This window comes from Desulfobotulus mexicanus, from assembly GCF_006175995.1.
GTDB classification, from domain to species: domain Bacteria; phylum Desulfobacterota; class Desulfobacteria; order Desulfobacterales; family ASO4-4; genus Desulfobotulus; species Desulfobotulus mexicanus.
Genome location: NZ_VDMB01000003.1, coordinates 1 through 14,864, shown reverse-complemented (window position 1 = coordinate 14,864; position 14,864 = coordinate 1). Strand labels below are relative to the sequence as shown.

At 48.6% G+C, this 14,864-nt stretch carries 10 protein-coding genes; 6 read left to right on the top strand and 4 right to left on the bottom strand.

Annotated elements, in window-relative coordinates; translation table 11 throughout:
* Positions 1-160 precede the first annotated feature (160 nt).
* Positions 161-2,266, bottom strand: a complete 2,106-nt coding sequence (locus tag FIM25_RS03495) for an acetate--CoA ligase family protein (protein ID WP_139446366.1) — start codon at positions 2,264-2,266, stop codon at positions 161-163.
* Between the two features lie 221 nt (positions 2,267-2,487).
* Positions 2,488-3,099 (bottom strand): TetR/AcrR family transcriptional regulator, encoded by a 612-nt coding sequence (locus tag FIM25_RS03490; RefSeq protein WP_139446364.1) that lies wholly within the window; start codon positions 3,097-3,099, stop codon positions 2,488-2,490.
* A 244-nt stretch (positions 3,100-3,343) separates the two neighbouring features.
* Here FIM25_RS03490 and surE point away from each other — a divergent pair, with 244 nt between their 5' ends.
* Positions 3,344-4,033: a 5'/3'-nucleotidase SurE gene (surE, locus tag FIM25_RS03485; RefSeq protein ID WP_139446361.1), complete on the top strand. Its 690-nt coding sequence runs from the start codon at positions 3,344-3,346 to the stop codon at positions 4,031-4,033.
* Between the two features lie 42 nt (positions 4,034-4,075).
* Entirely contained in the window at positions 4,076-6,715 is a 2,640-nt protein-coding gene (gene pepN, locus FIM25_RS03480; protein ID WP_218961252.1) for an aminopeptidase N, read from the top strand.
* A 261-nt stretch (positions 6,716-6,976) separates the two neighbouring features.
* On the opposite strand, the gene FIM25_RS03475 is transcribed toward pepN, so the two are convergent.
* On the bottom strand, positions 6,977-8,200 hold the full coding sequence (locus tag FIM25_RS03475; protein ID WP_218961250.1) for a GNAT family N-acetyltransferase: 1,224 nt from the start codon (positions 8,198-8,200) through the stop codon (positions 6,977-6,979).
* A 172-nt stretch (positions 8,201-8,372) separates the two neighbouring features.
* Positions 8,373-9,650: a sulfate adenylyltransferase gene (sat, locus tag FIM25_RS03470; RefSeq protein WP_139446359.1), complete on the bottom strand. Its 1,278-nt coding sequence runs from the start codon at positions 9,648-9,650 to the stop codon at positions 8,373-8,375.
* 426 nt (positions 9,651-10,076) lie between these two features.
* Between sat and FIM25_RS03465 the strand changes: the two genes are divergently transcribed.
* From FIM25_RS03465 to FIM25_RS17265, 4 genes are all read left to right on the top strand, one after another.
* Positions 10,077-12,593 carry a bifunctional aconitate hydratase 2/2-methylisocitrate dehydratase gene (locus FIM25_RS03465; protein WP_139446357.1) on the top strand — a complete coding sequence of 839 codons (2,517 nt, stop codon included), beginning with the start codon at positions 10,077-10,079 and terminating at the stop codon, positions 12,591-12,593.
* Between the two features lie 416 nt (positions 12,594-13,009).
* Positions 13,010-13,471, top strand: a complete 462-nt coding sequence (locus FIM25_RS03460; protein WP_218961248.1) for a DUF3015 family protein — start codon at positions 13,010-13,012, stop codon at positions 13,469-13,471.
* Positions 13,472-13,535: 64 nt separating this feature from the next.
* Positions 13,536-14,585, top strand: coding sequence for an Lnb N-terminal periplasmic domain-containing protein (locus tag FIM25_RS03455; RefSeq protein ID WP_179953128.1), 1,050 nt, complete (start codon positions 13,536-13,538; stop codon positions 14,583-14,585).
* Between the two features lie 91 nt (positions 14,586-14,676).
* On the top strand, positions 14,677-14,864 hold a 188-nt coding region (locus FIM25_RS17265), incomplete at its 3' end, for a hypothetical protein (RefSeq protein WP_218961246.1).

Below are 14,864 nucleotides of genomic sequence, written 5' to 3'. Positions count from 1 at the left end.
AATTCATCCGGAAATTTAACCATACTCCAGCCTTAACCCTCGGCTTTAAGTCTGGTTACTGAAAAATAAATACCTGTTGTCACCCAAAGGCCTCATCCATAAGTCGGTTTGGATGAGGCCTGAGTGGGACACATGACTAATTGAGGTGGCACGCTGAGGATCAGCGCTCAATCCGTGCCCGGACATCCAGAGCCATTACGCTGCCATCTTTGAATATCCGTACAGGGTTCAGGTCCAGCTCAGAAATTTCCGGGTGGGCTGCCACAAGGGTGGATACCTTTGCAACCAGCTGGCAAAAATCAAGGGTATTCACCTTCAGGCCGCCCCTTGCTCCCTGAAGAAGGGCATGGGATTTCAGTAAAGAAAGTCTTTCTTCCACCTTCTCCGCCGTGGTGGGGCAGATAAGATTGTCCACATCCTTGAAAACTTCCACAAATACTCCGCCATAACCAAAAAATACCACCGGACCGAAGGATGAATCCTGGCTGGCACCCACAAACATGTCATGGCCTTCATCGGCCATGGCCACCACGCGCACACCTTCAAAGCGGGCATGGGGCAGATGTTTTTTCAAAGAATCCCGGATTTCTCCAAAGGCTCTGGCAACGGCTGCGCCATCGGGCAGGCCCACCTTTACACCTCCCACATCGGACTTGTGCAGAGCATCGGGGCTTACAAGTTTCAGAACCACAGGATAGCCCATGGCTTCTGCTGCAGCTGCAGCTTCATCTTCGGACAGGGCCATGCGGTTTTCCGGGACAGCAATTCCGTGGGAATTAAGCACTTCCAGAAAATCCTCTCCTATATCCCCTTCATATTTTTCAAGCATTTTGTTTACTTCATCCGAACATACTGCGGTCGGCAGACTTCCTTCTGCTTCAAGGGCAAGTCTTTTTGCATAAAAATCCCGTTGCATGGCAAGACCATAAATCATGCCCTCCGGTGTATTGAAGAGGGGGTAGCCCAAGTGACGTTTGATTTTGTCTAAGGTAGGTGAGCTGCCCCAGAGAACGGCCCCCAGAGGTTTGCCCGATGAGCGCACGGCTCCAATTACTTCCCGTGAAACATCCGTATGGAAAAGTTTTGTAAAAACATCCCTTTCATCGGTTTTGGGCATGTCCGGCCACTGGTTGAGATACACGGCCCCGTCCACACCATCGCTGTGCATGACCCCATGGAAAATCGGGGCATAATGCTTCATGTCATAGACATCCCCAAGGTCCAGTGGGTTTGTGAACTGAATGATACCTGCATTGCCCCTTTTCTGCATATCCTCATAAAAGGCCTTGCCCGGATCAGCCATTACAAAACCGTTTTTTTCGCAGTTATCCGCCATCATCACGCAGCCACCACCGATGGGACTCATGACCATCAGGCGGTTCCCCCTGAGGGGTGGAAATTCAAAGGCTTTGATGACATTGATGAAGTCATCAAAATTGTGAAGCCGGATGATCCCTGCATCTTTAAAGGCTGAGTCCATGACGGTTTCATCCGAAGCAAGGGCTGCGGTATGGCTCATGGCGGCCTGCTGACCCGCCTGGGTGACACTGGCCTTATAAATAAGGATGGGTTTATCAATATTTCTGGCAGCCTCAACAAGTGCCCTGCCATCGGCTACGGATTCCAGATACATGCCGATGACACGGGTAGCGGGATCCTTTCCAAGGTATTCGAGAACCTCAATCTCAGATATATCCAGCTTATTGCCAATACTGGCAAACTTGGCCAGCCCCACATTCTCGTTGCGCAGATGGTTCCACTGGAAGATTCCAAGGCCGCCACTCTGGGAAATCATGGAAAACCCACCCACAGGCGGTTTGTGTATGGGAACAAAGGGCAGGCACATGCCGTTTGCTGTATTCGCCAGAGCAAGGCAGTTGGGTCCGATAAAGCGAATGCCGTAGTTTTTTGCATGGGCAAGGGCTGTGGATGCAAGGCGTTCACCTTCTTCGCCCAGCTCGTTGAAGCCACCGGAAAGGAGAGCCAGACGGCGGATACCGAAACGACCGCAGGCTTCCACCATATCCGGTACATAACGGGCAGGGATGAGAAGAACGGCCAGATCCGGTACTATGGGCAGCTCTTCCACATTCTGATACATGGAAATGCCCGACACCTGAAATTCACTGCCATCGGGATGCACACCAAAAATACGACCCTTATAGCCCCAGCGCAGAAGATTATCGAGGATCAGCCGGGGGATGTTTCCCTCTTTGGCAGAAAGACCTAAAATTGCGATGGATTCCGGGTTGAACATTTTTTCCATGAGAAAAAATACCTCCTGCCTTTAAAGGCATTCTGATTTAAGTAAGTAATACCCACCCATTTGGGCAGATGATTGTTGGTCTGCACAGGTTTGCGAAGCTCTGTTCGAAACGATTGCAAGGTCACTGGTAAATAACCAAGGTGCGTTTAATTATAAAAAAAAAGAGATCCGGAACAGAGAACCCCCTTGCGGGGTGCCCCCGTTGCCCTGTCCCGGACCCCTCAGACGGAAGGCCGTATTCCTTCACTGACAAAACGCAGGAGTTGTTCCGCAACACCCTGAACATCCATTTCCCTGTGGAAAAGTACACCCCAGAGACAGGTATGTTCAATGGCTCCCAGAAGGGTGTCCCTTAAAAAGCGGACATCTATGTCTTTTCTGATCAAACCCTCTGAGATTCCGTCTTCCAGAACATTCTGGAGCATGCGGCTGTAGACCCGTACACACTCATAGGCCCTGCTTGTGAAAAAATCCGGAAGGCTGCGGACCTCAATGAGAATGATACGGGCAAAGACATGCTGGGTGGAATATACAAGAACAGTTTCATCAATGAAGGCATAGAGCCTTGAAAAAGTATCAGTTTCATGATCCATGCGGGTACGGATGCGTAGAATTACCCCTTCAAACATTTCTTCCAGAACCTGGTAGAGAAGATCCCGTTTATCCTTGAAATATTTATAGATGAGACCTTCTGTGACCCCTGCCGCGCGGGCAATTTCCGCCGTGGTGATGGCATCGAAGCCTTCCTGCTCAAGGAGGAGCCGGAGGGCCTGCATGATTTTTATTCTGCCGGGCGGTTGTTTTCTGGCAGCCTGAGCCATGGGACCTCGCATGAATATTTTTGTGTCGGAAAGAGGTATTAAAACTAATGTAGATTTAAATAAGTGAGTATTACTTACCTTGGGGAGGTATGAAAATCAAGCTGTTTTTTTAGCAATAAATCAGATTGTTGCGAGAATGTTTAGTTTATAATATGAATTGTAATTCATCCGCTTTTATCCATGGTACCGGCAGATCATTCCTGATATAGTCTTGCCGTTTATGAAAATCTAACTGAAAAAAAGGCTTGATGCATTTATGAAAACTTTTCTTTTGACCAATGACGATGGTATGGATGCCCCCGGTCTTAAAGCTCTGGAAGAGGCTGTTTCTCCTCTGGGGCGTCTGGTGGTTCTGGCTCCGGCCCACCCACAGTCCGGCATCAGCCACAGGGTTTCCATATGGGAAACTGTGGATGTGATTCAGGAAGGGGAGAACCGCTACCGGGTTTTCGGTACCCCTGCGGACTGCGTACGCATAGGGCTGAGGGAGATTGTTCCCGAGGCGGACTATGTTTTGTCCGGTATCAATATAGGTGCCAATCTGGGATATGACATCTATCTTTCCGGAACCGTTGCGGCGGCAAGGGAGGCGGCCTTTCAGGGTAAACCTGCCATGGCCCTGTCCCAGTATATTGCTGCAGATTGCAAGCCGGACTGGAATGCAGCCAGGGAAACATTGCAGGTACTGTTGCCGGAGTTTCTTGCCATGCAGGTAAAATCCCTTGAGTATTTCAATATCAATCTGCCTCAGGCTTCAGGGACGCCGGGAAATACTCCGCAATGGGAGAGTGGATGGCCTGAAACCACACCCTATGACACCTGTATCCGTGTGGATGACCAGCGTTATGCCTATACGGCGGATATGCACGCACGGCCCAGACCCGCAGGCTGTGATGTGGATGTATGTTTCAGCGGAAAGGTGTCCTTTACACGCCTGCGCATATAGTTGTTACTTTAAGCATTATACCGGATACTGAAAGGATGAAAGATGAGTGATACTGCATCTATGCATTATCTTAAAGATTATCGGCCCTGGGATTTTGATCTCAGTGAAACCCGTATGGATATCTGTATTCATGACAATTCCGTGGAGGTGAGAACCCGGCTGATACTTTCCCGTAAAAAGGACAGCGAGATCAAAGCCCCTCTTTTTCTTCACGGAGAAGAGCTTGAAATTTTAGAAATCAGTCTTGATGGCCGCCTTCTTTCCCCAAAGGAGTTTTTGCAGGACAGCAAGGGGCTGACAATTTTTGATGTGCCGGATACCTTTACCCTGTTCACCCGAGTAAGGATTTTCCCGGATCAGAATACGGCTCTGGAAGGACTTTACCGTGCAGGCGGAATGCTTTGTACCCAGTGTGAAGCTGAAGGATTTCGGAAGATTACCTTTTATCCTGACAGACCCGATGTCATGGCCACTTTCAGGGTACGGATTGAGGCGGATAAAAAAAGATATCCTGCCCTGCTTTCCAACGGAAACCCCATGGAAAAACAGGATCTGGATGGAGGACGCCATTCCCTTGTCTGGGAAGATCCCCATCCCAAACCTTCCTATCTCTTTGCCCTTGTGGCAGGGGATCTTGCCTGCTTAAAAGATCGTTTTCATACTGCAGAGGGTCTTGATGTTTCCCTTGAAATTTATACTGAGCATGAGAATGCGGATAAGTCCGGTCATGCCATGAAGTCCCTTAAAAAAGCCATGCACTGGGATGAGTTGGTTTTTGGTCTTTCCTATGATCTTTCCACCTATATGATTGTGGCCACCAATGATTTTAATATGGGCGCCATGGAAAACAAGGGTCTTAATATTTTCAACAGCAAGTATGTGCTGGCAAAGCCTGATACGGCCACTGACACCGATTTTGAGGGTATAGAAAGTGTTATCGCCCATGAGTATTTCCATAACTGGACCGGCAACAGGGTAACGGTGAAAAACTGGTTCCAGCTCTCCCTGAAGGAAGGCCTGACCGTATTCCGGGATCAGGAATTTACCTCAGACATGCAGTCCAGATCCGTAAAACGCATTCAGGATGTGAGAAGCCTAAGGGCAAGGCAGTTTCCGGAAGATGCCGGTCCCATGGCCCATCCAATCCGGCCTGAAGCCTATATGGAGATGAACAATTTTTACACGGCCACGGTTTACGATAAGGGTGCGGAAGTGATTCGCATGATCCATACAATCATAGGCCCTGAGAGTTTCCGTAAAGGCATGGATCTGTATTTCAAACGCCATGACGGCAGGGCTGTCACCTGCGAGGATTTTGTGGTGGCCATGGAAGATGCCTCTGGAAAAGATCTTTCCCGGTTCAGGCTCTGGTATTCTCAGGCCGGAACTCCGATAGTCTATGCCAGTACGGAACTGGATAAGGAAAAATCCATCCTTTATCTTACCCTGAAACAAGAGGTGCCGGACACACCGGGGCAGTCCGATAAAAAGCCCATGACCCTTCCGGTAAAGGCTGCGTTTTTTAACGAAAAAGGGGAACAGGCATTCCTTGAATTCCGGGGCCGGAAAGGGGATGCTTTTCTGCTGCTCCTTGAGTCTGAGGAGGAGACCTTTGTTTTTGAAGGTGCCAGCGAAGGCCTTGTGCCTTCCCTGCTCAGGGAATTTTCTGCCCCTGTACACCTTAAAACAAATCTTGAGGATAAGGATCTGGCCCTGCTCCTTGCCATGGATACGGATCCCTTCAATCGTTGGGAGGCAGGACGCATTCTTATCAATCGTACCTTGTTGGGTCTGATGGAAGATTACAGGGAAAAACGGGAGCTTCATCTGCCCGAGGGACTGCTTCTGGCCTTTGGAACGGTATTGGAAAATGCGGATAAAGACCCTGCCCTTGCCGCTGAAATTTTAAGCATGCCCACGGAAATTGAGCTTTATCATCTGCTGGCAGCAGAAAAGATACCGGTTTCTCCCCCTGAAGTTCATGACGTCCGGAATTTTTTGCTGGACCGTCTTGCTTTTGGATTAAAGGATTTATGGGAAAGGGCTTTTGAGAATTTTCAGACTCCGGGAGATTATGTTTTTAAGGCAGAGGATGTTGCCCGGAGAAAAATGAAAAATCTGGCCCTTTTCTGGCTTTCCCGATTGCCGGATACAGGCTTTGAGATGGTTGGCAGGGCATATAAGGAAGCTGAATGCATGACAGACCGCATGGCAGCCTTAAGCCTTGCAGCCCATTTTGAAGATCAGGGAGTTAAGGAAATGCTTGATGCCTTTTCCCGTCAGTTTGAAAAGGATGCCCTTGTGATGGATAAATGGTTTCAGGTACAGGCTTTGTCCCTCAGGCCGGATACCTTGAAAAGGGTAAGGGAACTCATGTCACATCCTGCATTTTCCATGAAAAATCCCAACAAGGTCAGGGCGCTCATCGGAGCCTTCTGCTCAGGTAATCCCTTACGCTTTCATCAGAAGGACGGTTCGGGTTATAATTTTCTGGCAGAGATGGTTATGGAGCTGGATATTTTGAATCCCCAGGTGGGTTCCCGCATGGTCTCTGTGTTCAACCCATGGAAAACCTTTGCAGAACCCTGGCGCAGCGCCATGGAAAAGGCATTGAAAGATATAGATTCAAAAGAAAATTTATCACCGGATATTCGTGAGGTGGTGGGGCGTGCGCTGGGTTGATATATAATAGTTTCGTCTCTGATTAGCAGAAGTTTATGGGCAGGGGGGAGAAAGCAATAGCCGGATCAAAATTATAAACTGAAAACGCTTATGCAGATTCCCCCTGTTTTTCAATATAAAAACCAGATGTAATTATTCAGCACGGTTTATTCCGAACTGCCAATGCTGAGTTGCAGCAGCTTCGTACTGGGGCCTGTGCATCTGTCTTGCAGGTATGGTACTTGGAAAACTGAACAGTTACAATTAGATGTCAGCATTCTCCTAAAAATAGTCTGAAAAATAGGGCGTTGCCTGAGGGATGAGTTGCTCCAGTATACGCAGGGTTTTCGGGTCTGTCTGGAGGCGTTCAATACTTGCAAGGTAGGAGGGCCGCTTGTACCCCATCAGCATGGTGGTGAGGGTCTGAATATCCAGATAAACGGGCTGGCCTTGGGGGGTTCTGCTTATTGACAGATTTTCATCCCTGTCAAAGGAAAGTCCGAAAACACCCCGGTTCCATTCCAGTACAGGATCTTCAACAATAAAATGGAAGTCTTTGTCTGCAAGGTTCGCAAAGGGACAGGTCAGAAGAAAGTTTTCAAGATCAACGATGCGGGCCATAATATAGGGCTGGATGGTTTCTGTTATTTCACTGTCTTCCAGCAGGAAGGCAATGGGTTCGTCCTTGTAGGAAAAACCTTTCACTTCATGGATCATGGAAAAATGTGCGGAAATGTAATTCCATAAGCCTTTTCTTGCTTCCTGATTCAGGTAAAACATTTCTTTTATGTAAAAAATATCTTCGGCAATTCTGTAAAAAAGGCAGCCCGAAGGCTCTTTTTTTTTATTATAATAAAGTGCTGCAAAGTGTTCATCCTCATTTTCCCAGCGCCAGTACTCTTCCCATGCCAGATCATCACGTATAAGTGCGCCATGGGTTTTTCGGGCAAAATGATCGTAGGTGCGTATAATATCCTTGTGATTAAGGGCCTGCCTTTTGACAAAACCTTTAACTTCTGTTCTTGCCGGAAGCTGGTAGTCTTTCAGGCTGAAGGACATTTTATCGGATATGATTTCCCATCCCTTGTTTCTGTAATAAGGAATGGAATAGGGGAAAAGATAGGAAATCCACTGCCCGTTTGACCGCATCATTTCAAGGCCTTTTTTCATAAGCCCACTCATCAGACCCATGCTGGCATATTCGGGATAGGTACCAACGCCTGTGAGATATCCCATGGGAAAAACCGATCCACGGATGTTCACCTCGCAGGGGTAGACGGCCAGCTGGGAAATGAGTTTTTCTCCCTCGAACCATCCAATGACATCGGCTTTGCGCAGAATAGGTCGTTTGGCCCGGATCAGCTCTCCTTTTTCGTAGCCTATTTCCTGAAGATCATGGCTGGTAACCTGAAAAACATACTGGAGCAGCTCGTTGTACTGTTCCAAGTGCTCCAGTTGCACTGGTTTAATGGTGAAGTGATCATAGGGATTTATGCGAGACATCATGGTGCATCCTCAACTGGTCCATAGGGGCTGCATTGCATTCTGAAGGCTGGAGACGGTCTTATAGTAACAGTCATTTGAAGGAATATAGCTTATTAAAACAGAAAAGGGGTACGGAATTTCCGCACCCCTTTCTTTAAATCATTAAATTATCCGCCCGGGGGCAGAATTCTTCTTATTGACCGGCACCCGTTGCAGCGGAGTGGGTTTTGATTTCTACTTTCTCGGTCAGACCTGCATAGTATTCACGCAGGATGTCGAGAACTTCGTCACGGCCGAAGTGATCGGCAATGGGTGCACCTTCGGAAAGGCCTTTACGCAGCATGGTACCGGAAAGGATAACGCGGTCTTCCTTGCCGTGGGGGCAGGTACGCAGAGAAGCCATACCGTCGCACTTGGTGCAGTAGAAGGTCCAGTCGATCTTCAGCGGGGTGCACTTAAGAGCCTTGCCGTCTTCTGCGGGGTAGGGGATTTTGTCGAAGATGGTCTGGGCTTCGAACATGCCGTAGAAGTCGCCAACACCGGCGTGGTCACGGCCGATGATCATGCGGGATACGCCATAGTTCTGACGGAAGGTTGCGTGCAGCAGGCCTTCGCGGGGACCGGCATAGCGCATATCCAGAGGATAGCCGCCCTGTACAACGTTTTCTTTTACAAAGTACTTGTCAACCAGGGTGTCGATGCAGTTAACACGAACGCGTGCAGGAATGTCACCGGGCTTCAGGTTGCCAACGAGGGAGTGAATGAATACACCATCACATACTTCTACGGCAATTTTTGCAAGGTATTCGTGGGAACGGTGCATGGGGTTACGCAGCTGCAGGGCAGCAACATCGCTCCATCCACGCTCATCAAAGATGGCACGGGCCTGGGCAGGAGAAAGGTAAACACCTTTATAACGCTCGGGGTAGATGCCTTCGGAAAGAACCTTAACAGGACCGGCAAGGTTGAAGTCTTTCTGACCCATAACCATCTGAACACCGGGGTGATCTTCTTCGGCAATCTTCCAGAATTCTTCGGCGGTGGCAGTGCCTTCGCCCATGAATACCTTCTCACATTCCCAGCGCTTGTTGGCTTCGGTCATCTCGAATTTTTCGGTAACCTTCATGGTAGCCATAATTTCACCGGCAACCGTAACCAGAGCAATTTCATCGCCGTCCTTAATGGCTTCGGCATCAGACTTGTCTGCGGAAAGGGTAACGGGGATGGGCCAGAAGGTACCGTCTGCCAGCTGGAAGTTTTCGCATACACCTTTCCAGTCAGCCTTGGTCATGAAACCGGTAAGGGGGGAGAAACCACCGATACCCATCATGATGAGGTCGCCTTCTTCACGGGGGGTGATGGTTACTTTTTTGAGGCCTTCTGCTTTTTTCAGTTCGGCTTCTTTCTCGGCACCTTCCAGAAGACAGCAGGTAAGGCCTTTTCCACCATGGGGAGCTACAAGATTGGACATACGTTCTACTCCTTTGTTCTTAAGGGGGGTTATAATATGTGGATTGCGATCCAAAGTTGCCCCGCTGGGCAACCATTCATTTCTTAGTACGATGCCTGATTAATAAGAAACCAAGCTTTTGTCAAGGTCAGAAATCCGGTCAGCATCCGTAGATGGCCCATCTTTCAGGGATTTTTGAATATAATGATGCATATATTTTCTTGGCGGTGACAGATTAGAGAAGCATTTCGGTGGACCTTCAGTATGTTTTGGATTTTTTCTTGTGGTATGATCTTTTAAAAGAGATTGAATCTGAAAGGCGGATTCAGTACAAGGTTTCTGTTTGAAAAGGCTTGTCAGGCTTAATTTTAAAAGTGTGCGGCTGTTCACTGATTTCAGGCTCTGAAACGTGGGGCCTGCAGGATAAATAGGAATGAGAGGATTACCATGATAGATCAATATCGGAGTCATATGGCAGAGAGGGACAAAGAATGCCTTCCGCCTTTACCTCTTAATGCAGTTCAGACCGGGGCTTTGTGTGCGCTTTTGCTTTCACCGCCATCGGAGGAAGAGGATTTTCTCCTTTCACTTTTGCAGGACAGGGTTTCTCCGGGGGTGGATCCTGCGGCAGAAGTCAAGGCGGATTTTTTAGGGGATATTGCAAGGGGTACAAAAATATCCCCCCTGCTAGATCCCCTTGAGGCTGTTCGGCTTCTGGGAACTATGAGGGGCGGATACAATGTCCGCCACCTGATGGCGCTCCTTTCCCATGAAGATCTTGGGGATGCCGCAGCCAGAGCACTGGGCGGAACCCTGCTGGTCCTGGATGTATTTGATGAAATGGTAAAGCTTGCAGAAAAACTGCCCACGGCCCGAAGGGTACTGGAATCCTGGGCCGCTGCGGAGTGGTTTACCGGAAAACCTGCAGTTGCCGATGCCATTGACTGCATTGTTTTCAAGGTGGATGGTGAGATTAATACGGATGATTTTTCTCCGGCCGGAGAGGCCTGGAGCCGCCCGGATATTCCCCTTCACGCCTTAAGCATGCTTCGTTCCCGCATGGAAAAGCCCCTTGAAAAAATAAGTGAGCTGAAGGCTTCGGGATTACCCCTTGTCTTTGCAGGGGATGTGGTGGGTACGGGTTCTTCCAGAAAATCTGCCACAAACTCTTTGCTCTGGCATATAGGAGAAGATATTCCCTTTGTTCCGAATAAGCGGCAGGGCGGGGTGGTGCTGGGAAGCAAGATTGCTCCCATCTTTTTCAATACACTTGAAGATTCCGGGGCTCTTCCCATCGAGTGTGATGTGAGCTGTCTTTCCATGGGGCAGCGCATCCGTATCTTTCCCCATGAAGGACGCATTGAAGATGAGGGTGGAAAGACCCTGATTGATTTTTCCCTGAAGACATCAGTGCTTCTGGACGGAGTCCGGGCAGGTGGTCGTATCCCCTTAATCGTTGGCCGTACATTACAGTCAAAGGCGGCAGAAGCCCTGGGGCTTGAACCTGAGCCCGGCATTTTTGCTACTCCCACCCAGCCGGAAGATACGGGCAAAGGTTACACTCAGGCACAGAAGATTATAGGAAAAGCCTGTGGCCTTGAGGGAGTTCGTCCCGGAATGTACTGTGAACCTGTTATGACTACTGTGGGTTCACAGGATACTACAGGACCCATGACAAGGGATGAACTCACGGAGCTGGCCTGTCTTCGCTTTGCTGCGGATCTGGTCATGCAGAGCTTCTGTCATACAGCAGCTTATCCAAGGCCCGTGGATATACTCATGCACGATACCCTTCCGGATTTCATAAGCGAAAGGGGCGGTGTTTCCCTGAAACCCGGAGACGGGGTCATCCATTCCTGGCTGAACCGCATGCTTCTTCCGGATACCCTGGGTACCGGCGGCGATTCCCATACCCGTTTTCCCGTGGGCCTGAGTTTTCCCGCAGGGTCCGGCCTTGTGGCCTTTGCCGCAGCCATGGGAAGCATGCCACTGGATGTTCCCGAATCCGTGCTTGTCCGTTTTAAAGGGAAAAGAAAACCGGGCATTACCCTGAGGGATCTTGTGAATGCTATTCCTCTGACAGCTATTAACACTGGCCTGCTGACGGTGGAAAAGGCGGGGAAGAAAAATATTTTTTCCGGTCGTATTCTTGAGATTGAAGGGCTTGAGGATCTGGAAGTGGAAGAAGCCTTTGAATTGACAGATGCTTCTGCGGAACGCTCTGCTGCGGGCAGCTGTATCCGGCTTAAGCCGGAAAAGGTGGCTGAGTATCTGCGATCTTCTGCATCTTTGTTACGCAGACTTGTAAATGAAGGCTACGCAGATGCAGAAACCCTTATTCGCAGGGCCGATGCCATGGATCTCTGGTGTGAAAAACCCTTCCTGCTTGAGGCGGATAAGGATGCTGAATATGCAGCCGTTATTGAGATTGACCTTGAAGCCATTACAGAACCCATCCTTGCCTGCCCCAATGATCCCGATGATGTGCGACTGCTCTCTGAAGTGGCGGGCACAGAGGTTCAGGAAGTTTTTATAGGCTCCTGTATGACCCACATTGCTCATTTCCGTGCTGCTGCTGTCCTTCTGGAAGGTAAGCAGGATCTTCCTGCCCGACTCTGGATGTGTCCGCCAACCCGGCTGGATGAATCGGCCCTTCGCAGGGAAGGTTTATATAATGTAATGGGCAGAACCGGAGCCCGCATGGAAATGCCGGGCTGTTCCCTTTGTATGGGCAATCAGGCCCGCATTGCCAGGGGCACCACGGCCTTTTCCACATCCACAAGGAATTTCCCGGATCGTATGGGCGATGATACCAAAGTGTACCTTGGTTCAGCGGAACTGGCTGCCATAACAGCGGTACTGGGAGAAATTCCGGACCCGGCCCTTTATTTTCAGGTGATGCATGAAAGGGTGATGGGAAAGGAAGGGGCACTTTATCATTATCTGCGTTTTGCAGGAGAATGAAGCTGCTGTTTTCAAGGGGCCCTCAGATGAATTGAAGTCTGGTATTTCTGGTCTGGAGTTCTTTGGGGTCGGATCAGTGAGCTGCTGATATGGTTTTTGATGGTATTGATAAAGATGGTTTTTTCAAAGTGGCAGCAGATAAAAAATAATACTGTTGGCGTGAAGCCATGATTTTATATTCTTGCTTTTTGGGTGCTGTATTGTTAAAAAAACAATAATATTTTTTGCAGAAAATGTTTTGCAGGAGTTTGTGAAGTCGGCATGTCTGATATCGTAGGGCTTTGATGTCAGAGTTTTGTTTTTGCTGCTGTCCGTTTGTTTTTGGCAGGTTACAGATATGGCATTTGTTGTTGCGGGATAATAAGCTTAAGACTGTTTGTCCCGGAAACCTGAAACTGAAATGGAAGGAGTCTTTTGTGAAAAAGTTTTTTGCAGCAGTTCTCATTGGTCTGTTTGTAGCCGCCCCTGCTTTTGCCGTTAACAGGGACAATGTAGGTTGTGGTCTTGGCTCCATGCTTATGCAGGATAAAGACGGTCTTCTCTGGGAAATTATGGCTACTTCCACCAACGGTACCTCCGGTAACCAGACCTTCGGTATTACTTCCGGTACCCTTGGCTGTGAAAAGCCCGCTAATTTTGCCAAGCGTGAGCAGTTGGACCGTTTTGTGGCAGACAACATGGATGCCCTTGCAGTGGACATAGCCATGGGTGAAGGAGAAACTTTGGGTGCTTTGGCTGAGCTGGCCGAAGTGGATGAAAACCGCAGAGGCGATTTCTTTGCTGCCCTGCAGGGTAATTTTGATAAAATTTACCCTGACGGCAAGGTAGCTGGTACTCAGGTTGTGGATCAGATTACAGAAATTCTTGCACATATCTGATTTTTTTTGTGCAGCTTATGAAATTGAAAGTCCGGTCTTCCTTTTTATCAAGGAGACCGGATTTTTGCATCTTTTCTTGGGGGATAAGCTTTTGCAGAACAATAAAAGAATGCGTCTGCCCTTGTTTTTATTTTTGTTTATGATCTTCGGCTTTTCCGGGGTTGCAGCCGGAGACAGGGTAGAAACACTGGTGCTTAAAGCAGAAGAGATGAAGCTGGCGGAGCACAGCTACTGGCATGTTCTTTATCATTATCACAATCCTTTGGGGCTGGGAGTGAAAAGCCGTATCGATGATCCTGCCTTTTTCATTTCACCTGTGGGTAGAAAAAACCCAAAGGAAGAAATGAATGCAGCCATACGTTTTCTTTTTTCCGGCAGTGCTGAGAACCTTTGTCCTTATATTGCCCGGTACCACTGGCTCCATGAACAGCTTCAGCCGGAACCAGGAATTTTTCCTGAGCCTGTCTGTCCAGAGCTTAAAGATATCCATCCCACTTCAGCCCGTCTTGTTTTTCCCACCTATTTCATGAACAGCCCGGCTTCCATGTTCGGCCATACCCTGATGACCCTGAGGCTGGACAATACCTCCAGAATGCTGGATAAGGCCGTGAATTACTCTGCATTTACTCAGGAAACCAACGGATTTGTTTTTGCTTTTAAGGGAATTTTCGGTTTTTATCCGGGATATTTCAACGTGCTTCCTTATTATAAGAAAATGCAGGAGTACGGCGAAATAAATCAGCGGGATATCTGGGAGTACAGACTGGATCTGGAGCCCCATGAGCTTGATGCCATGATCCGGCATACCCGTGAGATGGAGGGCATTTATTCGGATTATTTCTTCTTTGATGAAAACTGTTCCTTCACTCTGATGTATCTTGTGGAGGCTGCACGTCCCGGTCTGAACCTCACCGATGAATTTCCCCTCTGGGTGATTCCGGTGGATACCATTCGGGTTCTGGAAAAAGCAGGACTGATTGCAGAAGCAGAGTACCGGCCCAGTCGTGCCACCATCATTCGGCACAGATTGTCCCTTTTATCCAGTGAAGATCAGGATCTGGCTTTTAATATTCTTGATGGACTCGCAAAAAAACAAAATTTCATAACCGTTTAAATTTGTTGTCTTTATATGATTTTGCTATTGATTTAAAGAGCCGTTTTTGGTATGTATATCCTGTGATATTAATCTATTATAAGGATTTTGCATGATCTACGTCAAAGACCACAAACAGTACGACATGTTCAGCCCGTTTGAGCATCTTGGTCCAAAGAGGCTGGCTCTTCTGGAGTCATCATGGGCGCATCTGTTTCGTGAAGAAAKCCTCCACAGACTTCCGGTCAAGAAACTGTTTCATCTCTTTGRCGACGGGAAGGGTCGGCCTACCAAGGAACT